The organism is Microcella sp. (genome assembly GCF_019739195.1).
Classification (GTDB): domain Bacteria; phylum Actinomycetota; class Actinomycetes; order Actinomycetales; family Microbacteriaceae; genus Microcella.
This window is the reverse complement of sequence record NZ_JAHHDS010000003.1, coordinates 101,116-126,499: the sequence shown is the minus strand read 5'-3', so window position 1 is coordinate 126,499 and position 25,384 is coordinate 101,116. Positions and strand designations below refer to the sequence as shown.

24 protein-coding genes are annotated in these 25,384 nt (G+C 66.7%); 16 read left to right on the top strand and 8 right to left on the bottom strand.

Annotated elements, in window-relative coordinates; translation table 11 throughout:
* Position 1: 1 nt before the first annotated feature.
* The 9 genes from uvrC to KL788_RS02295 all read left to right on the top strand — a co-directional run bounded on the left by uvrC (position 2) and on the right by KL788_RS02295 (position 8,447).
* The gene (gene uvrC, locus KL788_RS02335) at positions 2 to 1,927 is read left to right on the top strand and encodes an excinuclease ABC subunit UvrC (protein WP_293168136.1); all 1,926 of its coding nucleotides are present in this window, start codon (positions 2 to 4) and stop codon (positions 1,925 to 1,927) included.
* A gap of 37 nt (positions 1,928 to 1,964) precedes the next feature.
* The gene (rapZ, locus tag KL788_RS02330) at positions 1,965 to 2,837 is read left to right on the top strand and encodes an RNase adapter RapZ (RefSeq protein ID WP_293168134.1); all 873 of its coding nucleotides are present in this window, start codon (positions 1,965 to 1,967) and stop codon (positions 2,835 to 2,837) included.
* Positions 2,838 to 2,887: 50 nt separating this feature from the next.
* Positions 2,888 to 3,868 (top strand): DNA-binding protein WhiA, encoded by a 981-nt coding sequence (gene whiA / locus KL788_RS02325; RefSeq protein WP_293168132.1) that lies wholly within the window; start codon positions 2,888 to 2,890, stop codon positions 3,866 to 3,868.
* A 129-nt stretch (positions 3,869 to 3,997) separates the two neighbouring features.
* Positions 3,998 to 4,624: a superoxide dismutase gene (locus KL788_RS02320; protein WP_293168130.1), complete on the top strand. Its 627-nt coding sequence runs from the start codon at positions 3,998 to 4,000 to the stop codon at positions 4,622 to 4,624.
* 102 nt (positions 4,625 to 4,726) lie between these two features.
* On the top strand, positions 4,727 to 5,737 hold the full coding sequence (gene gap, locus KL788_RS02315; RefSeq protein ID WP_293168128.1) for a type I glyceraldehyde-3-phosphate dehydrogenase: 1,011 nt from the start codon (positions 4,727 to 4,729) through the stop codon (positions 5,735 to 5,737).
* Positions 5,738 to 5,768: 31 nt separating this feature from the next.
* Entirely contained in the window at positions 5,769 to 6,983 is a 1,215-nt protein-coding gene (locus tag KL788_RS02310) for a phosphoglycerate kinase (RefSeq protein WP_293168126.1), read from the top strand.
* Entirely contained in the window at positions 6,974 to 7,765 is a 792-nt protein-coding gene (gene tpiA / locus KL788_RS02305) for a triose-phosphate isomerase (RefSeq protein ID WP_293168124.1), read from the top strand. Before KL788_RS02310 ends, tpiA begins: the two co-directional genes overlap by 10 nt.
* 65 nt (positions 7,766 to 7,830) lie before the next feature.
* Positions 7,831 to 8,079 (top strand): preprotein translocase subunit SecG, encoded by a 249-nt coding sequence (gene secG, locus KL788_RS02300; RefSeq protein WP_293168122.1) that lies wholly within the window; start codon positions 7,831 to 7,833, stop codon positions 8,077 to 8,079.
* Positions 8,080 to 8,090: 11 nt separating this feature from the next.
* On the top strand, positions 8,091 to 8,447 hold the full coding sequence (locus KL788_RS02295; RefSeq protein ID WP_293168120.1) for an RNA polymerase-binding protein RbpA: 357 nt from the start codon (positions 8,091 to 8,093) through the stop codon (positions 8,445 to 8,447).
* Between the two features lie 29 nt (positions 8,448 to 8,476).
* Here KL788_RS02295 and pgl read toward each other — a convergent pair whose 3' ends face one another.
* The 6 genes from pgl to tkt are packed head-to-tail and all read right to left on the bottom strand — an operon-like array spanning position 8,477 to position 16,621.
* Complete coding sequence (gene pgl / locus KL788_RS02290) at positions 8,477 to 9,289, bottom strand: 6-phosphogluconolactonase (RefSeq protein WP_293168118.1); 813 nt, start codon at positions 9,287 to 9,289, stop codon at positions 8,477 to 8,479.
* 48 nt (positions 9,290 to 9,337) lie between these two features.
* The gene (locus KL788_RS02285; protein ID WP_293168116.1) at positions 9,338 to 10,267 is read right to left on the bottom strand and encodes a glucose-6-phosphate dehydrogenase assembly protein OpcA; all 930 of its coding nucleotides are present in this window, start codon (positions 10,265 to 10,267) and stop codon (positions 9,338 to 9,340) included.
* Entirely contained in the window at positions 10,264 to 11,793 is a 1,530-nt protein-coding gene (gene zwf, locus KL788_RS02280; RefSeq protein WP_293168114.1) for a glucose-6-phosphate dehydrogenase, read from the bottom strand. Before zwf ends, KL788_RS02285 begins: the two co-directional genes overlap by 4 nt.
* Positions 11,790 to 13,385, bottom strand: coding sequence for a glucose-6-phosphate isomerase (locus tag KL788_RS02275; RefSeq protein ID WP_293168112.1), 1,596 nt, complete (start codon positions 13,383 to 13,385; stop codon positions 11,790 to 11,792). Before KL788_RS02275 ends, zwf begins: the two co-directional genes overlap by 4 nt.
* Positions 13,382 to 14,491, bottom strand: coding sequence for a transaldolase (tal, locus tag KL788_RS02270; protein WP_293168110.1), 1,110 nt, complete (start codon positions 14,489 to 14,491; stop codon positions 13,382 to 13,384). Before tal ends, KL788_RS02275 begins: the two co-directional genes overlap by 4 nt.
* 39 nt (positions 14,492 to 14,530) lie before the next feature.
* Complete coding sequence (tkt, locus tag KL788_RS02265) at positions 14,531 to 16,621, bottom strand: transketolase (RefSeq protein WP_293168108.1); 2,091 nt, start codon at positions 16,619 to 16,621, stop codon at positions 14,531 to 14,533.
* A 186-nt stretch (positions 16,622 to 16,807) separates the two neighbouring features.
* Between tkt and KL788_RS02260 the strand changes: the two genes are divergently transcribed.
* The gene (locus tag KL788_RS02260; protein ID WP_293168106.1) at positions 16,808 to 17,728 is read left to right on the top strand and encodes a heme o synthase; all 921 of its coding nucleotides are present in this window, start codon (positions 16,808 to 16,810) and stop codon (positions 17,726 to 17,728) included.
* An 18-nt stretch (positions 17,729 to 17,746) separates the two neighbouring features.
* Here KL788_RS02260 and KL788_RS02255 read toward each other — a convergent pair whose 3' ends face one another.
* On the bottom strand, positions 17,747 to 18,694 hold the full coding sequence (locus KL788_RS02255; protein WP_293168104.1) for a COX15/CtaA family protein: 948 nt from the start codon (positions 18,692 to 18,694) through the stop codon (positions 17,747 to 17,749).
* 244 nt (positions 18,695 to 18,938) lie between these two features.
* On the opposite strand from KL788_RS02255, the gene sufB reads away from it, so the two are divergent.
* From sufB to KL788_RS02230, 5 genes are read left to right on the top strand one after another with little or no spacing between them, the layout of a single operon-like run.
* The gene (gene sufB, locus KL788_RS02250) at positions 18,939 to 20,357 is read left to right on the top strand and encodes a Fe-S cluster assembly protein SufB (protein ID WP_293168102.1); all 1,419 of its coding nucleotides are present in this window, start codon (positions 18,939 to 18,941) and stop codon (positions 20,355 to 20,357) included.
* Positions 20,358 to 21,554 (top strand): Fe-S cluster assembly protein SufD, encoded by a 1,197-nt coding sequence (gene sufD, locus KL788_RS02245; RefSeq protein ID WP_293168100.1) that lies wholly within the window; start codon positions 20,358 to 20,360, stop codon positions 21,552 to 21,554. It begins immediately after the preceding gene.
* A gap of 1 nt (position 21,555) precedes the next feature.
* Positions 21,556 to 21,882, top strand: coding sequence for a non-heme iron oxygenase ferredoxin subunit (locus KL788_RS02240; RefSeq protein WP_293168098.1), 327 nt, complete (start codon positions 21,556 to 21,558; stop codon positions 21,880 to 21,882).
* Between the two features lie 13 nt (positions 21,883 to 21,895).
* The gene (gene sufC, locus KL788_RS02235) at positions 21,896 to 22,660 is read left to right on the top strand and encodes a Fe-S cluster assembly ATPase SufC (RefSeq protein ID WP_293168096.1); all 765 of its coding nucleotides are present in this window, start codon (positions 21,896 to 21,898) and stop codon (positions 22,658 to 22,660) included.
* Between the two features lie 4 nt (positions 22,661 to 22,664).
* Positions 22,665 to 22,994 carry a metal-sulfur cluster assembly factor gene (locus KL788_RS02230; RefSeq protein WP_293168094.1) on the top strand — a complete coding sequence of 110 codons (330 nt, stop codon included), beginning with the start codon at positions 22,665 to 22,667 and terminating at the stop codon, positions 22,992 to 22,994.
* A gap of 59 nt (positions 22,995 to 23,053) precedes the next feature.
* Here KL788_RS02230 and KL788_RS02225 read toward each other — a convergent pair whose 3' ends face one another.
* Positions 23,054 to 23,662: a biotin transporter BioY gene (locus tag KL788_RS02225; protein WP_293168092.1), complete on the bottom strand. Its 609-nt coding sequence runs from the start codon at positions 23,660 to 23,662 to the stop codon at positions 23,054 to 23,056.
* A gap of 107 nt (positions 23,663 to 23,769) precedes the next feature.
* On the opposite strand from KL788_RS02225, the gene KL788_RS02220 reads away from it, so the two are divergent.
* Positions 23,770 to 25,368 (top strand): ABC-F family ATP-binding cassette domain-containing protein, encoded by a 1,599-nt coding sequence (locus KL788_RS02220; protein ID WP_293168090.1) that lies wholly within the window; start codon positions 23,770 to 23,772, stop codon positions 25,366 to 25,368.
* Positions 25,369 to 25,384: the final 16 nt, after the last annotated feature.

Sequence of the window (25,384 nt, the reverse complement as noted above, 5' to 3'; positions counted from 1 at the left end):
GGTGGCCTCGCGGGATGAGTGGCGCCCGAAACGCGGCGAGATTCCCACCGATCCCGGTGTCTACCGGTTTCTCGACGCGAACCGGCGTGTGCTCTACGTCGGCAAGGCCAAGAACCTGCGCAGTCGCCTGAGCAACTACTTCCAACCCGTCACGAGCCTGCACGAGCGCACGAGGCGCATGGTCACGACGGCGCAGGGAGTCGAGTGGACGGTCGTGGGCAGCGAGCTCGAGGCGCTATCTCTTGAGTACACCTGGATCAAAGAGTTCGCGCCGCCGTTCAACGTCAAGTTCCGCGACGACAAGACCTATCCCTATGTGGCCATCACGCTCGCGGAGCGCGTGCCGCGGGTGATGGTGACGCGCACCCGCGGTATCCCGGGCGCGCGCTACTTCGGGCCGTACACGAAGGTCTGGGCCGTGCGCGAGACGGTCGACCTCATGCTCAAGGCATTTCCGATGCGATCCTGTTCTGACAGCACCTACAAGCGGGCCCACGACACCGGTCGGCCGTGTCTGCTCGGCGACATCGGAAAGTGCGCCGCACCGTGCGTCGGCCGCATCTCGCCCGAAGACCACCGCAGCATCGCACTCGACTTCGCCTCGTTCATGGGCGGCAACGACGAGGGTCACGTGAAGGCCCTGAAGACGCGCATGGCCGAGGCGGCGCACGAGCTTGACTACGAGTCCGCCGCCCGGCTGCGCGACCAGATCGGTGCGCTCGAGACGGCCCTCGCGAAGAGCACCGTCGTCATGACCGATGACACCGACGCCGACGTGTTCGGCATCGCGCACGACGAGCTGGCAGCCGCCGTGCAGCTGTTCATCGTGCGCGGCGGGCGCATTCGCGGCGTGCGGGGCTGGGTCGTCGACACCGAGCTCGACGTCACCCTCGCCGAGCTCGTCGACACCGTGCTGCAGAACGCCTACGACGAAACCACCGTGCCGGCTCGCGAAGTGATCGTGCCCGAAGTGCCCGACGACGTGCTTGCGCTGCAAACCGTACTCACTGAGCGGCGCCGCACGGCGGGGGAGCGAGGTGCGGTCACGGTGAAGACGGCGCAGCGCGGCGAGAAGGCCGCCCTCGCTGCGACGGTCGGCACCAATGCGGCGGGTGAGCTCGTGCGCTACAAGACACGACGCAGCGGCGACTTCACAGCGCGGTCGCAGGCCCTCGCCGACCTGCAGGAGGCACTCGGGCTCGAGGAGGCTCCGCTTCGGCTCGAGTGCTTCGACGTCTCGCACCTCGGCGGCACGAACCAGGTCGCGTCGATGGTCGTCTTCGAAGATGGGCTGCCGCGCAAAGACCAGTACCGCAAATTCGCGATCGCCGAGGCGCGCGATGACACCGACGCGGTGTACCAGGTGCTGCGCCGCCGCCTCGCCTACCTGCACGACGATGCCGCAGCACCAGAGCTCCACGGGGTCGATGCGACCGTCGACGGCGCGGGCGAGCCCGTGGTCGCTCCGGCGCCGACACGCAAGTCGTTTCACTACCGCCCTGGTCTGCTCGTGATCGACGGCGGGCAGCCGCAGGTGGCCGCCGCAGCTCGAGCGCTGCGCGACGAGGGCATCGACGACATCGCTGTCTGCGGCATCGCGAAGCGGCTCGAAGAGGTGTGGCTGCCCGACAGCGAGTTTCCGGTGATCCTGCCGCGGGCATCCGACGCCCTGTTTCTGCTGCAGCGGTTGCGCGACGAGGCGCATCGCTTCGCGCTGAGGTACCAGCGCACCACGCGTTCCCGCGATATCCGCACCGTGCTCTCGAGCGTGCCGGGTCTCGGACCGTCGCGCATTCGCGAGCTGCTCAAGCACTTCGGGTCGGTCACACGGCTGCGCGCGGCGAGTGTCGATGAGATCGTGGCAGTCGACGGCATCGGTCCGGCGACCGCAGAACTCGTGCATCGTGCCCTGAGGTCTGGCGGTTAGGCTGGAACCGCCCACTTTGACGAGCTCTCGAGGACCGATGCCCGACGCCGTACCCCATGATGTGCTCATCGTCACCGGCATGTCGGGCGCGGGGCGCTCGACAGTCGCCAACGCTCTCGAAGACCTCGGCTGGTACGTCGTCGACAACCTTCCTCCGCAGATGCTGCGTCCGCTCGTCGACCTGGCGGTGCACCCCGGCAGCGCGCTCCCGCGAATCGCCGCGGTCGTCGACGTGCGCGGCGGCAAGCTCTTCGCCGACCTGGCCGCGATCATCGCAGAGTTGCGGTCGAGAGACATCGTCCGCGTGCTATTCCTCGAGGCGACGGATGCTGTGCTCGTGCGCCGTTTTGAGCAAGTGCGGCGACCCCACCCGCTGCAGGAAGACGGCACGCTGCTCGACGGCATTGCACGCGAGCGAGAGCGCATGTTTGAGGTTCGTGAACTTGCCGACATCATCATCGACACGACCGAGTTCAATATTCACCAGTTGGCGACGACCGTCACAGAAGTGTTCGCTCCGCAGGGCACTGCTGAAGTGACGATCACGCTCGAGAGCTTCGGTTTCAAGTACGGCTCGCCCGCCGACGCAGACATCGTGGCAGACGCCCGCTTCTTGCCGAATCCGTTCTGGCAGCCTGAGCTGCGCGAGTCGACCGGTCAGGATGCAGCAGTGAGCGACTACGTGCTCGCCCAGGAAGGTGCTCGCGAATTCCGTGATGCTTTCGTCGCCATGCTCGTGCCCGTGCTCAAGGGCTATGCCCGCGAGAACAAGCGCCACGCGACCATCGCGATCGGCTGCACGGGCGGCAAGCACCGCTCGGTCGCGCTCATCGACGATGTGGCCGCGCACCTGCGCGGCATGCCCGGCATCGCCGTGACCGTGAAGCACCGCGACCTCGGACGCGAGTAGGGTCGATCTGCACACCCACCATCAGATCGTGATTCGAGAGGACGGCTTCTGTGGCCCTGACCGCTGACGTGAAGGAAGAACTCTCGCGGCTCGCGGTGACGAAGACCACGGTGCGCGCTGCCGAGCTCGCGACCATTCTGAGATTCGCCGGTGGGCTGCACCTCATCTCGGGGCGTGTGGCCGTCGAGGTCGAGCTCGATACACCATCGATCGCGCGACGAGTGCGCAAAGATCTCGTCGAGCTCTACGGCATGCGCAGCGACGCGGCGATGCTCTCGCCCGGCGGCATCCGCAAGACGCCGGCCTACGTGGTGCGAGTTCTGGAGGGCGGGGAGACGCTCGCGCGGCAGACCGGGTTGCTCGACGCGCGACGGCGACCCGTGCGGGGTCTGCCGAACAAGCTCACGACAGGGTCGCACGACGAGCTCGCGGCAGTCTGGCGCGGTGCCTTCCTCGCGCACGGCTCGCTCACCGACCCCGGCCGCTCTGCCGCGCTCGAGATCACGTGCCCCGGCAACGAGGCGGCGATGGCGCTGGTCGGTGCCGCCGGTCGTCTCGGCATCTCGGCGAAAGCACGCGAAGTACGCGGCGTGCATCGCGTGGTGATTCGCGACGGCGAGAAGATCAGTCAGATGCTGCGTCTCATCGGTGCCGTCTCGACCGTCGACGACTGGGAGGCACTGAGGGCCAGACGCGAAGTACGGGCGACCGCGAATCGGTTGGTCAACTTCGACGACGCGAACCTGCGTCGCTCAGCGCAAGCCGCTGTCGCCGCCTGCGCGCGGGTCGAGCGAGCGCTCGAGATTCTCGGCGACGACCTGCCTGATCACTTGAGGTACGCCGGGCAGCTGCGTTTGAACCACCGCGACGCGAGCCTCGATGAGCTCGGGCACTTCGCGGATCCTCCCATGACGAAAGATGCCGTGGCCGGTCGCATCCGGCGCTTGCTGGCCATGGCTGATAAGCAGGCGGAGTCTCTGGGTATTCCGGGGACCGATGCGAATCTGCCTCCGGACTACGACGGCGGCTGAGTTCCGTGCAGAGCCCGAGGGAACACTCCCGACGGGTCGCGGGTTGGCCTCGGTAGACTGACGCCTTGTCAGAGCGGCCGTCGGCGAAGACCGGTGGCCGACCGCACAACTGCGAGGAGATATCGCTCTATGTCCGTGTACACCCTCCCCGAACTGAGTTATGACTATGCGGCGCTTGAGCCGCACATTAGCGGTCGCATCATGGAACTGCACCACTCGAAGCACCACGCCGCCTATGTCGCGGGCGCGAATGCAGCGCTCGAGGGCATGGCCGAGGCGCGCGAGTCGGGCAGTTTCGCGAACATCAACCGACTCGAGAAAGACCTGGCTTTCCATCTCGGCGGCCACATCAACCACTCGATCTTCTGGACCAACCTCTCGCCGAACGGAGGCGATAAGCCCGCGGGTGAACTCGCGGCCGCGATCGACGAGTTCTTCGGATCGTTCGACGCTTTCGTCGCGCACTTCACGGCCGCCTCGATGGGAATCCAGGGATCAGGCTGGGGCGTGCTGTCGTGGGACCCCATCGGCCGCCGCCTCATCATCCAGCAGCTGTTCGATCAGCAGGGCAACACGGCGCAGACCACCGTGCCGCTGTTGCAGCTCGACATGTGGGAGCACGCCTTCTACCTCGACTACGTCAACGTGAAGGCCGACTACGTCAAGGCGTTCTGGAACATCGTCGACTGGCAGAACGTGGCCGATCGGTTCGCCGCTGCTCGTTCGACGACTGACGGGCTCCTGCTACTGTCGTAAGCGGCGTCGTGGCCGGGGCTCGCGCCCCGGCCACCGCTTTTTCTCCACCTCCACCACTACCACCACCCGGCGCTCTAGAGCGCCAGAGCCACAGGAGATCTCGTGAGCGTGAAAGTCGGCATCAACGGATTCGGTCGCATCGGCCGCAACTACTTGAGGGCGGCTCTCGCCCAGGGCAGTGAGCTCGAGATCGTCGCGGTCAACGACCTCACCGACAATGCGGCGCTCGCGCACCTGCTGAAGTACGACTCGGTCGGTGGCGTGCTCGCGCACGATGTCTCGCACGATGGTGACTCGATCACTGTGGGCGGCAAGCGCATCCGGGTGTTCGCCGACCGCGACCCGGCCAACCTTCCCTGGGGCGACCTGGGCGTCGACATCGTCATTGAGTCGACCGGTCACTTCACCAAGGCCGAGGACGCGAAGAAGCACATTGCCGGCGGCGCGAAGAAGGTGCTCATCTCGGCTCCGGCCACGGGCGATGACGCCACTATCGTCATGGGGGTCAACGAAGAGACCTACGACCCCGCGACCGACGTCATCATCTCGAACGCCTCGTGCACTACCAACTGCCTCGCCCCGCTCGCCAAGGTCTTCAACGACGCTTTCGGCATCGAGCGCGGCTTCATGATGACGGCCCACGCCTACACGGCCGACCAGAACCTGCAAGACGGCCCGCACAAAGACCTGCGGCGCGCTCGTGGCGCGGCCATCAACATCGTGCCGGCCTCGACCGGAGCCGCGAAGGCCATCGGTCTCGTGCTGCCCGAGCTTCAGGGCAAGCTGAGCGGCTCGTCGTACCGCGTTCCGGTTCCGACCGGCTCGATCGTTGACCTCACGATCGTCACCCCGACCGAGGGCCTCACCGTCGAGACGATCAACGCCGCCTACCAGGCGGCCGCATCAGAGGGCCGACTCAAGGGCTACCTCGAGTACACCGACGACCCGATCGTCTCGAGCGACATCCAGCTCAACCCGCACTCGTCGATCTTCGACTCCGAGCTGACCAACGTCAGCGGCAACCTCGTCAAGGTCTCGGCGTGGTACGACAATGAGTGGGGCTACTCGAACCGTCTCGTCGACCTGACCGAGTTCGTTGCGGCCCGCCTTTAGGCGGCCGACCAGCCGATAGGCAGATTCACGCATGGCATTGCGCTCTCTCGATTCGCTCGGTGATCTCACCGGTCGCCGAGTCATCGTCCGTTGCGACCTCAACGTTCCGCTCACCGACGGTGCGGTGACGGACGACGGGCGCATCCGTGCGTCGCTTCCGACCCTGAGGTTGCTGCGCGATCGCGGCGCGAAGGTCGTCGTGGTCTCGCACCTCGGTCGCCCCAACGGGGCGCCCGACGCCCGCTACAGCCTGGCTCCGGTGGCGCGACGGCTCGGCGAGCTGCTCGAATCGCCGGTCGCCTTCGCGGGCGACACGGTGGGCCCGACGGCGACGGATGCGGTGGCCGCGCTCGCCGACGGAGACGTCGTGGTTCTCGAGAACCTGCGTTTCAACCCCGGCGAGACGGCGAAGGGCGACGATGATCGCGAAGCCTTCGCTGCGCAGCTCGCGCTTCTCGGCGACGCCATGGTGTCTGACGGTTTCGGCGTCGTGCACCGCAAGCAGGCCAGCGTCTACGAGCTCGCCCAGGCACTTCCGAGCGCCGCCGGCCTGCTCATCGAGACCGAGACCGATGTGCTCGAGCGCCTCACCGAGCGCCCCGATCGGCCGTACACCGTGGTGCTCGGCGGCTCGAAAGTCTCGGACAAGCTCGGGGTCATCGCTCACCTGCTGCCACGGGTCGATCGTCTTCTCGTCGGCGGTGGCATGCTGTTCACCTTCCTCGCCGCCAAAGGGCTGGCCGTCGGCGCGAGTCTGCTCGAGGCCGATCAGCTCGACACGGTGCGGGGCTACCTGGCCGAGGCTGAGCGGCGCGGCGTGCACATCGAGCTGCCGACCGATGTACTCGTCGCCGAGAGCTTCGCCGCCGACGCTCCGTTCACCGTGCAGTCGGTCGATGAGCTCGAGAGCGGCCCGGCGGGAGCATCCGGCATCGGGCTCGATATCGGCCCCCGCACGGCCGAGCGCTTCGCTGAGCTCGTCGCCTCGTCGACCACCGTCTTCTGGAACGGCCCCATGGGGGTCTTCGAGTTCGCGTCGTTCTCCGCTGGCACGAAAGCGGTCGCTGAGGCCCTGACGCGCGTCACGGGACTGGGCGTCGTCGGAGGAGGCGACTCGGCCGCCGCCGTGCGCGCCCTCGGTTTCTCTGACGACGATTTCGGCCATGTCTCAACGGGCGGCGGCGCCAGCCTCGAGTTTCTCGAGGGCAAGAAGCTACCCGGACTGGAGGTCCTCGGATGGCAGTGACGCGTGTTCCGCTCATCGCGGGCAACTGGAAGATGAACCTCGACCACCTGCAGTCGATCGCCTTCGTGCAAAAGCTCGCGTGGAGCTTGCGCGACGCCAAGCACGACTACCGAGCGTGCGAGGTCGCGGTCTTCCCGCCGTTCACCGACCTGCGCAGCGTGCAGACCCTCGTCTCTGCCGACAAGCTCGAGCTCGCGTACGGGGCACAAGATCTGTCGGTGCACGACAGCGGCGCCTATACGGGCGAGATCTCGGGTGCGTTCCTGGCAGCGCTTGACTGCCGATATGTCATCATCGGGCACAGTGAGCGACGGCAATTCCACCACGAGAGCGACGCCCTCGTGGCCGAGAAGACGATCGCGGCCGTGCGCCACGGCCTGGTGCCGGTCGTCTGCGTCGGCGAGACGGCCGACGATCTCGAGCAGCACGGCCCCTCGGCGGTGCCGGTCGCCCAGCTCGACGTGGTGCTGCAGCAACTGTCGGGCGACGCCGACCTGGTGGTCGCGTATGAGCCGGTCTGGGCCATCGGCTCCGGACAGGCCGCGACACCAGAACAGGCGCAGCAGGTGTGCTCGGCACTGCGAGCCCGCATCGCCTCGGCACTGGGCGACGAGGCTGCCGCCCGCACGCGCATCCTCTACGGCGGGTCGGTCAAGGCTGCGAATATCGCGGGCTTCATGAAGCAGCCCGACGTCGACGGGGCGCTCGTGGGCGGCGCAAGTCTCGACGTGGACGAGTTCTCGGCGATCTCGCGCTTCCGTCAGCACGTCGGCACTGCCTGACCATCCCTCCGCCCTGCGTCCGGTAGGGTAGGAGACTGTCCGAAAAGCGCGAGAGGTACCATTCCGTGGAAATTCTTCAGGTAGTGCTCCAGGTGATCCTGGGCATCACGAGCCTTCTGCTCACCTTGATGATCCTGCTGCACCGCGGTCGCGGCGGCGGGCTCTCCGACATGTTCGGGGGCGGCGTGACGTCGAATCTCGGTGCCTCGGGCGTGGCTGAGCGCAACCTCAACCGCATCACGATCATTCTGGCCCTCGTCTGGGTCAGCGCGATCGTCATTCTCGGCCTCATCACGCGCTTCGACGCGGCCTAAGGAGCATCAGCATGGTTTCAGGCGGAAGCGCCATTCGTGGCTCGCGCGTCGGCTCCGGCCCCATGGGGGAGCAAGACCGCGGTGTGCACGCTGACCGCATCTCGATCTCGTACTGGGATGCGATGGGTAACGAGACCGTGCGGCATTTCGCGGCGAACCTGCCCGAAGAAGAGATCCCCGACGTCATCGATTCACCGTCGACGGGGCTTCCCGCGGGCCGCGACCGCGACAACCCTCCTCAGGTCGCCAAGAACGAGCCCTACAAGACGCACCTCGCGTACGTGAAAGAGCGTCGCAGTGAAGAAGAAGCCACGCAGATCCTCGACGAGGCCCTGCTCAAGCTCCGGCAGCGTCGCGGCACCGCATAGAGATCATCGGCGCGCACCTTGCCGAGCCGCTAGTCTGCGCTGGGGCTCCAGTCGGGCTGATCCATCGCGCCCGTCCAGTATTCGGGCTGCGTGATGAGCGACTCAGGCACTTCTGACGACGCCGCATCGTCGACGAAGAAGATGGTGCGCTCGGTGCCCATCACTCCGGCGACGGGCACGTCTGCAGAAGATGCTCCCGCTAGAGCGAGGCCGAGCGCGGATGCCTTGTCGGCACCAGCGAGCACCAACCAGACTCGCTCTGAGAGGTTGAGCAGAGGCAGGCTCAGCGACAGTCGTCCCGGCGGCGGCTTGGGTGAGTCGTGCACGGCGATCACCGTGGCCTCAGCGATGCGCGGACTTTCGCGTTCGGGGAAGAGCGAGGCCACGTGGCCGTCGGGCCCGACTCCTAGGAAGGTGATTGCGAAACGGGGCAGTTCTCCCGCGCCGGCGCGCACGAGCTCGTCTGCATAGCGAGCGGCTGCAACTTCAAGGTCGACGCCGTCGTCGGCTGCGGGGAACTCGTGCACATTGACGTCCGGGATGCTGATGTGGTCGAGCAGGGCCTCGCGCGCCTGTCGTGCATTGCGATCTGCGTGGTCACGATCAACCCAGCGCTCATCGCCCCACCAGACGTGCACTCGGCTCCAGTCGATCGACGTGCGGTCGTCTCGCTGGGCAATGGAGCGAAGCACGCCGATGCCGACTGAGCCGCCGGTCAGTGCGATGTGCACGGTGTCGCGCGAGCTCAGCAGCTCGATCATCGTCTCGACGAAGCGGGCCGCCACAGCGTCAGCGAGGGCTGCGGGGTCGGAGTGGACGATGACGCGACGATCGTGGGGCACGATGCACAGTACCTTTCTCGGGAGCGACGGTGCGGGAGCACCGCCCGGTCAGGCGACGGGCTCAGCCGCGCGCACGCCGTTGTCGAGCACAGCGCCGAACTCATCGTCAGGGTCGAGCCTACGCAGTTCTTCGGCGAGGCATTCGCGCAGACCCGGCCGCGGCAGCGAGAGCTCGTGGGTCGGCTGTCCCGGCTGGCTCAGCACGACGACGGTGGGGGAGGTTCTCTCGAGACTGATCGGTCCGCTCTCGCGGTGCAGCACGACCCGGTGGATGCCCGTCGAGGGGTTGCCATCGGCGACATCGACGGAGACTGGCACCTGAAGCCGCAGCTCGAGCCAGGCCGCGAGCAGCACCGTCGACGGGCTGTCGACAGCACCGGAGACCTCTGCTCGCAGCACGGTGTCGAAGGGCGGCTGGTCGAGCGTGGCCGCGAGTTGCGACCGCCACTTGGTGAGCCGGGTCCACGCGAAGTCGGTGTCGCCAGGCCGGTAGCCGGCGGCGACGCGTCGCAGACTGTCGGTCGGGTCGCTCGCGGCAGCCGCGTCGGTGATGCGGCGCTGTGCGAGCTTGCCGAGAGAGGTGTCGCCGACGCAGTCGGGGCACTGACCCGGCCACCACGTGACCACGGGTGCATCGGGCAGCAGCAGGCCGGTGACGAGCCCTCGCAGATCGTGCGCGGTGCCGCCGTGCGCGCGCAGCACGATGACCTCGCTCGCGCCGGCATCGCCGCCCACGCGAATCTCGGCGTCAAGCCGCGCGGTCGTCGCCTCGGCATCGGTCGAGACGACGATGATGCGCATCGGATGCTCGCGCGAGGCCTCGTTGGCGGCGGCGATGACGTCTTCTTCGTCACCGATCTCGCTCGAGATGATCAGGGTGAGCACGCGGCCGAGCGCCACCGCGCCCGCTTCGTCGCGGATGCGCACGAGGGTTTTCGAGACCTGGCTGGCGGTCGTATCGGGCAGGTCGATGATCATGGCCGCCTCCAAACGCGTCCATCACGAGCGAGCAGGTCATCAGCGGATGACGGGCCCCACGTGCCGGGCGAGTACAGCTCGGGACGACCTTGCGCCGCCCAGAACTCTTCGATCGGATCGAGAATCTTCCAGCTGAGCTCGACCTCTTCGTGGCGGGGAAAGAGCGGCGGTTCGCCCAGCAGCACGTCGAGAATTAAGCGCTCATAGGCTTCGGGGCTCTGCTCGGTGAAAGCGTGCCCGTACCCGAAGTCCATCGTGACGTCGCGCACCTGCATGCCTGCACCCGGAACCTTCGACCCGAATCGGATCGTCACTCCTTCGTCGGGCTGAACGCGGATCACGAGGGCGTTCTGTCCGAGCGCCGAGGTCTGCGCCTCGGCGAACAGGTACTGCGGGGCCCGTTTGAAGACCACGGCGATCTCGGTCACGCGGCGTCCCAGCCGCTTGCCGGCCCGCAGGTAGAAGGGCACGCCAGCCCAGCGCCTCGTGCCGATGTCGAGCCGCATCGCCGCGTAGGTCTCGGTGACCGACTCGGGGTTCATGCCCTCTTCGTCGAGAAACCCGGTGACCCACTCGCCTCCCTGCCAGCCGCTCGAGTACTGCCCGCGAGCGGTGCCGGTGGCGAGATCTTTCGGCAGCCGCACTGCAGACAGCACCTTCTCCTTCTCAGCGCGCAGATCGGCGGCGTCGAACGACACCGGCTCTTCCATGGCGGTCAGTGCGAGCAGCTGCAGCAGGTGGTTCTGAATGACGTCGCGCGCCGCACCGATGCCGTCGTAGTAGCCCGCTCGCCCACCTACGCCGATGTCTTCGGCCATGGTGATCTGCACGTGGTCGACATAGTTCGCGTTCCAGAGCGGTTCGTAGAGCATGTTGGCGAACCGCAGCGCAAGAATGTTCTGCACCGTCTCTTTGCCGAGATAGTGATCGATACGGAAGACGGAGTCGGCCGGAAAGACCGACTCGACGACATCGTTGAGCTCGCGTGCCGTCGCGAGGTCGCTGCCGAACGGCTTCTCGATGACGACGCGCCGCCACTCGCCATCGGGAGCGTCGGCGAGGCCGCTCCGCCGCAGCTGCTCGGTGACGAGCGGGAACGACTTCGGAGGAATCGAGAGGTAGAAGGCGTGATTGCCCATCGTGCCGCGGTCACGATCCAGCTCGGCGAGCGTCTGCGAGAGACGTTCGAAGGCATCGTCATCGTCGAAATCGCCCGAGACGAAGCGGATGCCCGCCGCGAGTTGCCGCCAGACCTCTTCATCGAACGGGGTGCGAGCGTACTGTTTCACCGCATCGTGCACGACCTGCTCGAAGTCTTGCGTCGCCCAGTCGCGTCGTGCGAAGCCGACGAGCCCGAACCCCGGGGGCAGCAGTCCGCGGTTCGCGAGGTCGTAGACGGCGGGCATGAGCTTCTTGCGCGACAGGTCTCCGGTGACTCCGAATATGATGAGACCGCTCGGGCCGGCGATGCGGTTGAGACGGCGATCGTCGGGGGAGCGAAGCGGATTTGACCCGGGAGCGATCACGAGACCGAATCGATGATCGCGACGAGAGCATCCTCGTCGGTAACGCGCAGCGTGAGCACCGGAGCGCCGTGGTCGCCCAGTACGACTGCGTCACCCGCGGCCTGAGCCGCGATGAGCTCGCGGTAGCTGAACGGGCGGTCGGGAATCTCGAGGTCATCGGCGAACGTGCCGGTGATCTGCAAGAAGACGCCGTGGGCGGGGCCGCCCTTGTGATACTGGCCTGTGGAGTGCAGGAAGCGGGGACCCCAGCCGAACGTGACCGGTCGACCCGTGCGTTCCGAGATGCGGTGCCGCAAAACCTCGAGCTCGGGGTGGCCGAGGCGGTCGAGGTAGACCTGCACCGCGACGTAGCCATCGGGGGAGAGCCGTGACTCGAGACGCCCGATCGCCTGCGCGAGTGTGCTGGCGTCGCCGATGAGCTCGGGCGAACCGACGACCTCAACTCCGCGGTCGACGAACGCGGCGGCGAGGGGTTCGGGACGCGCATCGAGAAGCCCGCGTGCCGCGATCTTGGCCGACTCGACGTCGGGCTGATCGAACGGGTTGATGCCGAGCATCATGCCGGCGATGGCCGTCGCGTACTCCCAGGTCATGAGCAGAGCGCCGAGGGTGCCCGATAGCTCGATCTCGTTGTTCTCGACCTCGCGCGTCGCACCTCGGTCGGCGACGAGACGCACGATCTGCACGTCTTCGGCGCGGGTGGTGAGCTCGGGCGCATCGGTACCGACGACGACAGGAAGGATTCCGGTGCCGTTCTTGCCGGTCGACTCGGCGACGAGCTGCTCGATCCAGTCGCCGAGTCCGACGACATGAGTACCGTCTGAGACGATCACGAGCTTGTCGCGACGCGGCTCGGTGCCGGCGATCGCCGCGGCGAGCTGCAGGCCGGGGTTCGATTCGCTGTCGACGGCGAGCGGCAACGACGCGGCCTCGGCTTCGTCGAGCAAAGCGTCGAGATCGACACCGGCGAGTCCGGAGGGGACCAGGCCGAAGGCAGTGAGTGCCGAGTAGCGACCGCCGACGGTCGGGTCGGCTGTGAAGACTCGGTAGCCCGCCTCGAGCGAGGAGGCCTCGAGCGGTGATCCGGGGTCGGTCACGATGATGATGCGCTCGGCCGGGTCGATGCCCGCATCGCGGAACGCGCCCTCGAAGCTGCGCTTCTGGCTGTCGGTCTCGACGGTCGAACCCGACTTCGACGACACGACGACGGCGGTGTGGCCAAGGTGCTCGGTGAGCGCGCTGCGCACTTGCGTCGGGTCGGTCGAGTCGAGCACGACGAGGTCGACCCCCGCCGTGCGCGTGATGACCTCGGGAGCCAGGGATGACCCGCCCATACCGCACAGCACAACGCGGGTGATGCCGCGCTCGGCCAGTTGCTCGCGCAGCGCGACGATCTCGCCGACGAGGGGTCGCGATACGGAGACGGCCTGCGTCCAGCCGAGGCGCTTGCTCGCCTCATCTTCGGCCTCCGGACCCCACAGGCTTGCGTCGCCGCCCGTGATGCGGCTCGCCACGAGCTGCTCAACCAGGCGGGGCACGTGCTGCTCGATCGCATGCTGCGCCGCACCACGGGCAGCGACGGTCACGGTCACCGGGCAGCCTCGAGTGCCGCGCTCACGGTGTCGAGCAGTTCGTTCCAGCTCACGACGAACTTCTCGACGCCCTCCTTCTCGAGAAGTGCGGTGACTTCGTCGTATGAGACCCCCAGAGCCTCGAGCTGAGCGAGAACGTCTCGAGCGTCGTCGTACGTGCCGGTCACGGCGTCGCCCTCGAGGCGAGCGTGGTCGAAAGTGGCCTCGAGCGTCTTCTCGGGCATCGTGTTGACCGTGCGCGCTACCGCCAGCTCGGTGACGTAGAGCGTGTCGGGCAGGCTCGGGTCTTTCACGCCAGTCGACGCCCAGAGGGGGCGCTGCAGGTTCGCACCGGCGTCGATCAGGGCCTTTGCCCGGTCGCTCGCGAACGCCTTCTCGAAGACCTCGTAGGCGAGTCGCGCATTCGCGATTCCCGCCTTGCTCTTGAGCGCGAGCGCCTCGGGGGTTCCGATCGCGACGAGGCGCTTGTCGATCTCGGTGTCGACCCTCGAGACGAAGAATGAGGCGACCGAGTGGATCGTCGACAGATCGATGCCAGCAGCGTGCGCCTTCTCGAGGCCCGACAAGTAGGCGTCGATCACGGCACGGTGCCGGTCGAGGCTGAAGATCAGAGTGACATTGACACTGATGCCCGCCGCGATCGTTTCGGTAATGGCCTGGAGCCCGGGGATCGTGGCCGGAATCTTGATCATCGCGTTGGGCCGACCGACCTTCTTCCAGAGCTGCTGAGCTTCAGCGATCGTGCCCGCCGAGTCGTGCGCGAGACCCGGCTCGACCTCGATCGACACGCGGCCGTCGACGCCCTTGGTCGCGGCATAGACGCCGTCGAAGATGTCGCACGCGGCGGCAACGTCGTCGGTCGTGATCTCGAAGACGGCGCGGGTGACGTCGGTATTCTGCTGGGCGAGCTGGCGCACCTGGTCGTCGTAGGTCGTGCCGGTGGCCAATGCGGCCGCGAAGATCGTCGGGTTCGTCGTGACACCGACGACGTTGCGGTCGGTGATCAGCGTGGCGAGGCCGCCAGAGCTGATGCGGTCGCGCGACAAGTCGTCGAGCCAGATGCTGACGCCGAGATCGCTGAGTTGTGCGGTGGGCGTGGAACTCATGGGGTCCTCAATCAATGTCGGTGGTCGGCGGTGAGGGGGTTAGTGGGCCGCAATACTCTCGAGCGCGGCCGTGGCCACCGCTTCGGGAGTGATGCCGAACTCGCGGAACAGGGTCTGATAGTCGGCCGAGGCACCGAAGTGCTCGATCGACACGCTGCGGCCGCGATCGCCGACGTAGCGGTGCCAGCTCAACGCGAGGCCCGCCTCGACCGACACTCGAGCCGTCACCGTTGCCGGCAGCACCGACTCGCGGTACTCGGCGCTCTGCTCGTCGAACCATTCGAGACACGGTGCCGAGACGACGCGGGCGTGGATGCCCTGCTCGGCGAGCTGCGTGCGTGCATCCATCGCCACCGAGACCTCGGAGCCGCTCGCGATGAGAATGACGTCAGGCGCACCGTTCGCGGCCTCGGCGAGCACGTAGGCGCCCTTCGAGACATGGTGCGCGGCCGCCAGCTCGTCGCCGGAAGCCAGGTCAGTGCCGCGCGCAAAGACCGGAATGTTCTGCCGGGTCAGCGCGATGCCCGCGGGGGAGCGGCGCTCGAGCACAGCCTTCCAGGCGTGGGCGGTCTCGTTCGCGTCGGCCGGCCGCACGATCGACAGCCCGGGAATCGCGCGCAGCGAGGCCAGCTGCTCGATCGGCTGGTGAGTGGGACCGTCTTCGCCGAGGGCGACGGAGTCGTGGGTCCAGACGTAGGTGACGGGCACGTTCATGAGCGCGGCGAGACGCACAGAAGGGCGCATGTAGTCGCTGAAGATGAGGAACGTGCCGCCGAACACACGCGTGCGGCCGTGCAGCGCAATGCCGTTGAGGATGGCGCCCATTGCGTGCTCGCGGATTCCGAAGTGCAGGATGCGGCCGTAGGGGTTCGCCTTCCACTCGTGCGTCGAGTGCTCGGTCGGCGCGAACGAGCCTCCGCCCGCAATGGTCGTGAGGTTCGACTCGGCGAGGTCGGCAGAACCGCCCCAGAACTCGGGCAACACGGCGGCAATCGCGTTGATGACCTTTCCCGAGGCAGCCCGCGTCGACACGCTGCTGCCGCCCTCGAAGACGGGAAGTGCGGCGTCGAGGTCTGCGGGCAGCTCGCCCGCCTGCATGCGGTCGAGAAGCACCTTGCGCTCAGGGTTCGCGGCAGCCCATGTCTCGAACCGGTTGTTCCACGCGGCGTGCCGTTCGCGCCCTCGATCGACTGCAGCACGCGTGTGCGCGATGACCTCGTCGCTCACGACGAAGTGCTGCTCGGGGTCGAAGCCGAGAATCGTCTTGGTCGCCGCGAGCTCGTCGCCGCCGAGCGCCGAGCCGTGGATCTTGCCGGTGTTCTGCTTCGTCGGGGCCGGCCAACCGATGATGGTCTTGAGAATGACGAGACTCGGCTTCGAGGTCTCGGACTTCGCCGCCTCCAGAGCCGCATGCAGCGCGTGCACGTCTTCGACGTACTCGCCGGTCTTCTTCCAGTCGACGGTCTGTACGTGCCAGCCGTAGGCGGCGTACCGCGCCGCGACGTCTTCGGTCATGGCGATGTCGGTGTCGTCTTCGATCGAGATCTGGTTCGAGTCGTAGATGGCGATGAGGTTGCCGAGCTGCTGGTGCCCGGCGAGCGATCCCGCCTCGCTCGTGACGCCCTCTTGCAGGTCGCCGTCGCCGGCAATCACATAGATGTGGTGATCGAACACGCTCTCGCCCGCGGGCGTCTCGGGGTCGAGCAGACCGCGTTCGAAGCGCGCGGCGTAGGCGAACCCCACCGCCGACGCGAGGCCCTGACCGAGCGGGCCGGTGGTGATCTCCACGCCGTCGGTGTGACCGTACTCGGGGTGGCCGGGAGTCTTCGATCCCCAGGTGCGCAGAGCCTTGAGGTCGTCGAGTTCGAGGCCGTAGCCGCCCAGGTAGAGCTGCACGTACTGCGTGAGTGAACTGTGGCCCGCCGAGAGAATGAAGCGATCGCGGCCGAGCCACTGGGGGTCGCTCGGGTCGTGCTGCATGACCTTCTGGTGCAGCAGGTAGGCCACGGGGGCGAGCGACATCGCCGTGCCCGGGTGGCCGTTGCCGACCTTCTCGACGGCGTCGGCGGCGAGAAGTCTCGCAGTGTCGACGGCGTCGTTGTCGATCTGGTCCCAGGTGATGTCGGTCATGGCGTCGAAGAGCCCTCTCTCGAATCGGATGCGGACGTCGTCCGCCCTGCACGGACCACTCCCGCACAGGGCGTCGTCGACCCCCGCCAGTATAGAGAGGGCTGTATGCCTCGGAGGGTGCAGGGCAACCTCTATGGTCACCTCCCGTAGACTCAGCCCAGCACCGCCCTCACGACAAAGGGAGCCATGGATACCGCGCTCGAGCACGCCGTCATGACGCGACCGCGAGGAATCCGCCGCACCATCGCGGCCTACGTCGCGCTGACGAAGCCGCGCGTCATCGAGCTTCTTCTCGTCACGACCGCCCCTGTGATGATTTTGGCTGCCGAAGGCCTACCGAGCATCTGGCTGGTGCTCGCCACCCTCATCGGCGGTGCGCTCTCGGCTGGATCGGCCGGCGCTTTCAACATGTATATCGATCGCGACATCGATCGGCTCATGAAGCGCACGAGCAACCGTCCGCTCGCGACGGGGGAGATCTCCGATCGCTCTGCCCTGGTCTTCGCCTACACGATCGGCGTGGTCTCGATCGTCTGGCTGGCGCTCACGACGAATTGGCTGGCAGCGGCCCTCTCGCTGGCCGCCATCGTGTTCTACGTGGTGATTTACACTCTCGTGCTCAAGCGCCGCACCGAGCAGAACATCATCTGGGGCGGCATCGCCGGGTGCTTCCCGGTGCTCATCGGCTGGAGCGCCGTCACCGGCTCACTCGACTGGCCGCCGTTCATCCTCTTCCTGGTCGTCTTCCTCTGGACCCCGCCCCACTACTGGCCGCTCTCGATGAAGTATCGCGATGACTACGCGGCGGCCGAGGTGCCGATGCTCGCCGTCCTGCGCGATCGAGCGACGGTCGGGGTGCAGGTGATCCTCTACGCCTGGGCGACCGTCATCGCCTCGCTCCTGCTCATCCCGATCGCACCTATGGGCGCGCTCTATACGGCCGTCGCCGTGCTGTCGGGCGGCTGGTTCATCATCGAGAGCCACCGGTTGCACGGCCGCGCCGTCCGCGGCGAGGAGGCCGCTCCGATGCGTGTCTTCCACGCGAGCATCACCTACTTGACGCTTCTGTTCGTCGCCGTGGGCATCGACCCGCTGCTGCCGTTCTAGCGCCTCGGAGCGTGCGGGTCAGCGAACGCTGGCGAGCTGCGCGTCTGCGGTCGACTCGACGAGTCGCTCCGACTGCATGCGCCGCAGCGTGAGCAGCACGAGCGTGACAACGGCGATGAGCACGCAGGCGAGCACCATGTGGATGCCCACGAGCAGCTCAGGAAGCCCGAGCCGTGCCTGCGCGAGCCCGACGACGATCTGCACGACCTCGACGGCGAGCAACGCGGTCACCGCTCGACGCAACGGAGCCAGCCCGAGCCGCAGTGCCACCACGAGCAGCAGAACGCTCAACCCGAAGGTGATGTAGGCGGGCCACGAGTGCACGTGCTGCAGCAGTTCGGAGTCGAGCCCGTTGCGAGCGGCGCCGCCATCACCGGCGTGCGGCCCCGAGCCGGTCACGACAATGCCGACGAGCACCGTGATCCACGCGCCCGCTGCCGTCGCGAGCGCGAGCCACTGCACGGGCCGCGGTACGAGCAGCTCGCCTGTCGTGCGGCCGCGGTAGACGCGATGCACGAAGACGACGGCCAGCGCGACGAGCACCGCCGATACGACGAAGTGCAGCCCGACGATCCACGGGTTGAGCTGCGTGAGCACCGTGATCCCCCCGATCACGGCCTGCAGGGGAATTCCGAGCCCGAGCGCGACCGTGAGCCGCAGCAGTTCAGGACGCTCGCGTCGCATGCGCAGTACCGAGAGGAAAGCCAGGATCGCGATGATCACGAGCACGAAGGTCAGCAGCCGATTGCCGAACTCGACGATGCCGTGAATACCCATCTCGGGAGTGGCCACGAACGAGTCTTCGGTGCACCGAGGCCAGGTGGGGCAGCCGAGACCGGAGCCGGTCAGGCGCACGGCTCCACCGGTGCCGACGATGAGTGTCTGACTCACGAGCGAAGCCCAGGCGATGACGCGCACGCGGCGGTCGGCAGTCGAGGCGGGCAACCACTGATACAGCCGGTTCACAGCCAGCTTCCTCCTCTTTCAGCATCCTCCCTGTAGAATCAAGGAGCTCTCCATCAGTGACGATCGTGGGTTCATCGGGCAGTCGAACTGCCCCGCACGACCCGTCGTGCGCCAGTGTAGATGCGCTGGATGAGCATCCGCCGCACGGTGCCGCGCACCGCAGCCGCGAACCGCGGTGCGTGTCGAGAGCGGGAATGTCCTGACCGAATAGCGGGTTGGGTTCGGCAAAGAGAAGAGGAACATCGTGTCTGACGTGCTCATCGACCGACCAGAACTCGAAGGCCTCGGGCAGTACGAATTCGGCTGGTCCGACTCTGACATCGCGGGCTCCACGGCGCGCCGCGGCATCGACGACAGCGTCGTGCGCAACATCTCGACCCTGAAAGATGAACCGCAGTGGATGCTCGACCTGCGCCTGAAGGGCTTGAAGCTCTTTGGCCAGAAGCCCATGCCGCTCTGGGGCGCCGACCTGTCGGGCATCGACTTCGACAACATCAAGTACTTCGTGCGCTCGACCGAGAAGCAGGCGACCACGTGGGAAGAGCTGCCGGAAGAAATCAAGAACACCTACGAGAAGCTCGGCATCCCCGAAGCTGAGCGTCAGCGTCTCGTCGCGGGTGTGGCCGCGCAGTACGAGTCGGAGGTCGTGTACCACCAGATTCGTGAAGACCTCGAGGCCCAGGGCGTCATCTTCATGGACACCGATACGGCGCTGCGCGAGCATCCCGAATTCTTCACCGAGTACTTCGGCACCGTGATTCCGGCCGGCGACAACAAGTTCGCCGCCCTGAACACGGCCGTGTGGTCGGGCGGCTCATTCGTCTACGTGCCGCCGGGCGTGCACGTCGAGATTCCGCTGCAGGCCTACTTCCGCATCAACACCGAGAACATGGGCCAGTTCGAGCGCACCCTGATCATCGCCGACGAGGGCTCGTACGTGCACTACATCGAGGGCTGCACGGCTCCGATCTACAAGAGCGACTCGCTGCACTCGGCTGTCGTCGAGATCATCGTCAAGAAGAACGCCCGCGTGCGGTACACGACGATTCAGAACTGGTCGAACAACGTCTACAACCTCGTCACCAAGCGCGCTGTGGCGCACGAGGGCGCGACGATGGAGTGGATCGACGGCAACATCGGCTCGAAGGTCACGATGAAGTACCCGTCGATCTTCCTCATGGGCGAGCACGCCAAGGGCGAGACGCTCTCGGTCGCCTTCGCAGGCCCCGGCCAGCACCAGGACGCGGGCGCGAAGATGATCCACATGGCGCCGTACACCACGTCGTCGATCGTTTCGAAGTCGATCGCCCGTGGCGGCGGTCGCGCCGGGTATCGCGGTGAGGTGCGCGTCGACGCGACCGCGCACCACTCGGCCAACACCGTGCGCTGCGATGCGTTGCTGGTCGACACGATCTCGCGGTCAGACACCTACCCGGCGATCGACATTCGCGTCGACGACGTGCAGCTCGGCCATGAGGCGACGGTGTCGCGCGTGAGCGAAGAGCAGCTGTTCTACCTGCAGTCGCGAGGCTTGCCCGAAGACGAAGCCATGGCCATGATCGTGCGCGGGTTCATCGAACCCATCGCGCGCGAGCTGCCCATGGAGTACGCACTCGAACTCAACAAGCTCATCGAGATGAGCATGGAAGGCAGTGTCGGCTAGATGAGCTCCACCTCTACGACCCCGTCCGTCGACGAGGCCGGGCACGCCGGCGCGCGGCCGCACTCGCACGGCCCCGGTTCCCCGGTGCCGGTGCAGACACGCTCTGACCGCTTCGCCTCGGCCGTGCACGGCGACTTCGCCGACGTCACCGGTCGCGAGCTCGAGTGGCGGCTGACTCCGGTCGCCGCGGTGCGCGACCTGATCGACGACGAGCTCGACGGCTCGCCGTTCCCGGCTGTCGTGTCCGAGGCCGATGGTGTCACCACCGAGTGGATCGACCGCACCGACGCGCGCATCGGCACCGCCGGTCTCGCGGAAGAGCGAGCGGCCGCCAACGCCTGGTCGCGGTTCGAGGAGGCGCTGTCAGTGACCCTCACGGCTGAAGAGCCCGTTGTCGTGACGATCGACCGCGCCGGTGCCGACAGCACTCCCCGGGCCGCCCACACGATCATCACCGCGAAACCGAACGCTCGCGGGCTCGTCATCATCGACAACCGGGGCTCTACGCGGTTGAGCGAGAACGTCGAGGTCGTCGCCGAGGCCGGCAGCGATCTCACCGTCGTCAGCCTGCAGGAATGGGATGACGAGTCGGTTCACCTGTCGAGCCAGTTCGGCCGTGTCGATCGGGATGCTCGCCTCAAGCACGTCGTCGTCTCACTCGGCGGCTCCGTCGTGCGGGTGAACCCCTCGGTGCACCTCTCCGGTGCCGGTGCCGATGGCCAGTTGCTCGGCCTCTACTTCGCCGACGCCGGCCAACACCTCGAGCAGCGTGTCTACGTGCACCACATCGCGCCTCACACGATCAGCCGTGTCAACTACAAGGGCGCTCTCAACGGTCAGGGTGCTCGCACCGTCTGGGTCGGCGATGTGCTCATCGGCCGCGATGCCACGGGCACCGACTCGTACGAGCAAAACCGCAACCTGGTGCTGAGCGACGGAACGCGCGCCGACTCGATTCCCAACCTCGAGATCGAGACCGGCGACATCGCGGGGGCTGGTCACGCCAGTGCTACCGGGCGCTTCGACGACGAGCAGCTCTTCTACTTGCGTTCGCGCGGCATCGATGAGCAGGAGGCCCGCCGGCTCGTGGTGCAGGGCTTCTTGATCGACGTCGTGCAGAAGATCGGCAACGCCGAGCTCGAGGCACGGCTCGTCGCAGCGATCGAGCGCGAGCTCGAAGCTGTCGAGGTGGTGTGACATGGCGGCAACCCGCGTCTGCGGCCTCGACGAGTTGAGCCCGGCGAGCGCCAAGAAGGTCGTCGTTGACGGCCGCCCCGTCGCCGTTGTCATGGATTCGGCCGGCGCAGTGCATGCACTGGGCGACACCTGCACCCACGGTGAGATCTCGCTGAGCGAGGGCTTCGTCGAAGATGACGCGATCGAGTGCTGGGCACACGGCTCGAAGTTCGAGCTCACCACGGGCAAGCCCCGCAATTTTCCGGCCTACGAGCCGGTACCCGTCTACGCCGTCACCGTGGAGAACGGTGACGTGCTGGTAGACGTCGACACGATCCAGACCCCGTAAGGAAGATTCAGACATGTCAACTCTTGAGATTCGCGACCTGCACGTCAGCATCGAGACCGACCAGGGCTCGAAAGAAATCTTGCGCGGCGTCAACCTCACCATTAACTCGGGCGAGACGCACGCGATCATGGGCCCGAACGGCTCGGGTAAGTCGACGCTCGCGTACACGATCGCCGGCCACCCGCGCTACATCGTCGACACCGGCTCAATCACGCTCGACGGTGAGGATGTGCTCGCGATGAGCATCGACGAGCGCGCCCGCGCCGGGCTCTTCTTGGCCATGCAGTACCCGGTCGAGATTCCCGGCGTGACGGTCTCGAACTTCCTCCGCACGGCGAAGACGTCGCTCGACGGCGAGGCCCCTGCGCTGCGCTCGTGGATCAAAGACCTGCGCGGCTCGATGGAAGCCATGCGCATGGACACCTCGTTCGCCGAGCGCAACGTCAACGAAGGCTTCTCGGGCGGCGAGAAGAAGCGCCACGAAATCGTGCAGCTCGAACTGCTCAAACCGAAGATCGCCGTGCTCGACGAGACCGACTCCGGCCTCGATGTCGACGCTCTCAAGGTCGTCTCCGAAGGCGTCAACCGCGTCAAGGAGAACACCGGGCTCGGCGTGCTGCTCATCACGCACTACACCCGCATTCTGCGGTACATCACGCCCGACTTCGTGCACGTGTTCGTCGACGGCGCCGTCGCTGAAGAGGGCGGCCCTGAACTGGCAGAGCGCTTGGAGAACGAAGGCTACGATCGCTACCTGACCGGGTCTTCCGTAGGCTAGGCGCATGCCCACCGCACTCGAACCGCAACTCTTCGACAAAGTCGAAGAAGGGCTGAAAGACGTCGTCGACCCCGAGCTGGGCGTCAACATCGTCGACCTCGGCCTCGTCTACGACCTCGCCTGGGATGAAGAGAGCGACGCGCTCATCATCTCGATGACTCTCACCTCCGCCGGTTGCCCGCTCACCGACGTGATCGAGGAGTCGATCGCGAACTCACTCGACGGCATTGTCGAGCAGTTCCGCATCAACTGGGTGTGGATGCCCCCGTGGGGCCCCGAGCGCATCACGGACGACGGCCGCGACATGATGAGAGCGCTGGGATTCTCGATCTAACGTGATCTACGCGAAAGGGCCCTTACCGAATGCGGTAGGGGCCCTTCGTCGCGCTAGAGCTACTTCTGTTGCGACCGCTCTGCCGCCGCCCACAGGGCGGGCAACAGTGCGGCGGCAATGGCGGCCTTGATCAGCCCGCCGATGATGAACGGGTAGAAGCCCGCGACGAGCACCGACTGCAGGTCGTTGGGCAGCCCGAGCTGGCCGAGCGAGACGGCGAGCCAGGGCAGCCCAATGGCGAACACGACGAGCGAGCCGCCGATGAAAGTAATGATCGGCTTGTACCAGCCGCGGTCCCAGGCGCGCTCGGCGGCCCAGCCGACGAGGGCGGCCGAGACGATGAACCCGATGATGTACCCGCCGGTCGGGCCGAGCAGCACGCTCCAGCCACCAGAAGCGTCGCTGTAGATCGGCAGACCGAGACCGCCGAGCACCGCGTAGAGCGCGAGCGAAGCGGCACCGCGAGCGGCACCGAGGCTCGCACCCACGAGCAGCACCGCGAGCGTCTGGCCGGTGACCGGAACGGGCCAGAGCGGAATCGCGACCTGGGCGAGCACGGCGACGAGCGCGGTGCCGGCGACGACGAGCGCGATGTCGCTCAGCCAGGTGCGGGTGACCACACGGTCGACGAGAGTGGGGCGCAGCAGGGGAGTGGTGGCAGTCGTCACGACGGGCTTCCTCACGAGAAGTCGGGTGCAGGGGACAGCGTTAGACTATCGGGCTGGCCCCCGCTGACGGGTCTGGCCGAATCCCACCAAAGAAACGGACTTTCGCTGTGCTCGCTGTGCAAGACCTCGAGATCAGGGTCGGAGCGCGCCTGCTCATGGAGAACGTCAGCTTTCGCGTGGACAAGGGCGACAAGATCGGTCTGGTCGGGCGCAATGGCGCCGGCAAGACCACGATGACCCGCGCACTCGCCGGCGAAGGGGCACCGACGGGCGGCTCGATCACCCGCACGGGCGAGATCGGCTATCTGCCGCAAGACCCTCGTGCGGGCGACCCTGAGCAGCTCGCGCGCACGCGCATTCTCGATGCCCGCGGCCTTGGGCAGCTCGTCATCGACATGCAGCAGGCCTCCATCGACATGGGCAGCGCGGATGCCGCGGTGTCGGAGAAAGCCATGGATCGCTATGGACGGCTCACCGACCGCTTCCAGGCGCTGGGCGGATACGCGGCTGAAGCCGAAGCGGCGGCGATCGCGAGCAACCTGTCTCTGCCCGATCGCATTCTCAGCCAACCGCTCAGCACGCTCTCGGGCGGTCAGCGGCGCCGCATCGAGCTGGCCCGCATCCTGTTCAGCGATGCCGAGACGATGATTCTCGACGAGCCGACGAACCACCTCGATGCCGACTCGGTCGTGTGGCTACGCGAGTTCTTGAAGCAGTACCAGGGCGGTTTCATCGTCATCAGTCACGATGTGCAGCTCGTCGAGGAGACGGTCAACCGCGTGTTCTACCTCGACGCCAACCGCCAAGTCATCGACATCTACAACATGGGCTGGAAGCACTATTTGCGCCAGCGCGAGGCTGACGAAGAGCGCCGCAAGAAAGAGCGCGTCAACGTCGAGAAGAAAGCCACGTCGCTGCAGTTGCAGGCGGCCCGGTTCGGCGCCAAGGCATCGAAGGCCGCCGCCGCGCACCAGATGGTCGCCCGCGCCGAGAAGATGCTGTCAGGGCTCGACGAGGTGCGCGCTGTCGATCGAGTCGCCAAACTGCGCTTCCCCGAGCCGGCGCCGGTCGGCAAGACGCCGCTGCAGGCCAAGAACCTGTCGAAGAGCTACGGCTCGCTCGAGATCTTCACCGCCGTCGACCTTGCCGTCGACAAGGGCTCGCGCGTCGTCATTCTCGGGCTCAACGGAGCGGGCAAGACGACGCTGCTGCGCATTCTCGCGGGCGTCGACGCTCCCGACACGGGTGTTCTCGAACCGGGCCACGGCCTGCGCGTCGGCTATTACGCGCAAGAGCACGAGACGCTTGATGTGAGACGCAGCGTGCTCGAGAACATGATGAGCGCGAGCGAGGCCATCACCGAGCGCGAGGCGCGCAGCGTGCTGGGCTCGTTCCTCTTCGTGGGCGACGACGTGCAGAAGCCCGCCGGCGTGCTCTCGGGCGGCGAGAAGACCCGCCTGTCGCTCGCGACGCTCGTCGTCTCGAAAGCCAACCTGCTGCTGCTCGATGAGCCGACCAACAACCTCGACCCCGCCAGCCGAGAAGAAATCCTCGGCGCGCTCGCGAGCTACGCCGGCGCCGTCATTCTCGTGAGCCACGACGAGGGCGCCGTCGAGGCGCTCAACCCGGAGCGCGTGCTCATCATGCCCGACGGCGTCGAAGACCTCTGGACGGCTGATTACGCGGAACTGATCTCACTCGCCTGACCGGGGCAGCGGCGCA

Coding starts and splice junctions, on each gene's coding strand:
- rapZ (WP_293168134.1), top strand. CDS start 1,965: ATGCCCGACGCCGTACCCCATGATGTGCTCATCGTCACCGGCATGTCG.
- KL788_RS02320 (WP_293168130.1), top strand. CDS start 3,998: ATGTCCGTGTACACCCTCCCCGAACTGAGTTATGACTATGCGGCGCTT.
- KL788_RS02310 (WP_293168126.1), top strand. CDS start 5,769: ATGGCATTGCGCTCTCTCGATTCGCTCGGTGATCTCACCGGTCGCCGA.
- tpiA (WP_293168124.1), top strand. CDS start 6,974: ATGGCAGTGACGCGTGTTCCGCTCATCGCGGGCAACTGGAAGATGAAC.
- KL788_RS02295 (WP_293168120.1), top strand. CDS start 8,091: ATGGTTTCAGGCGGAAGCGCCATTCGTGGCTCGCGCGTCGGCTCCGGC.
- KL788_RS02285 (WP_293168116.1), bottom strand. CDS start 10,267: ATGATCATCGACCTGCCCGATACGACCGCCAGCCAGGTCTCGAAAACC.
- tal (WP_293168110.1), bottom strand. CDS start 14,491: ATGAGTTCCACGCCCACCGCACAACTCAGCGATCTCGGCGTCAGCATC.
- tkt (WP_293168108.1), bottom strand. CDS start 16,621: ATGACCGACATCACCTGGGACCAGATCGACAACGACGCCGTCGACACT.
- KL788_RS02260 (WP_293168106.1), top strand. CDS start 16,808: ATGGATACCGCGCTCGAGCACGCCGTCATGACGCGACCGCGAGGAATC.
- sufD (WP_293168100.1), top strand. CDS start 20,358: ATGAGCTCCACCTCTACGACCCCGTCCGTCGACGAGGCCGGGCACGCC.
- KL788_RS02240 (WP_293168098.1), top strand. CDS start 21,556: ATGGCGGCAACCCGCGTCTGCGGCCTCGACGAGTTGAGCCCGGCGAGC.
- sufC (WP_293168096.1), top strand. CDS start 21,896: ATGTCAACTCTTGAGATTCGCGACCTGCACGTCAGCATCGAGACCGAC.
- KL788_RS02230 (WP_293168094.1), top strand. CDS start 22,665: ATGCCCACCGCACTCGAACCGCAACTCTTCGACAAAGTCGAAGAAGGG.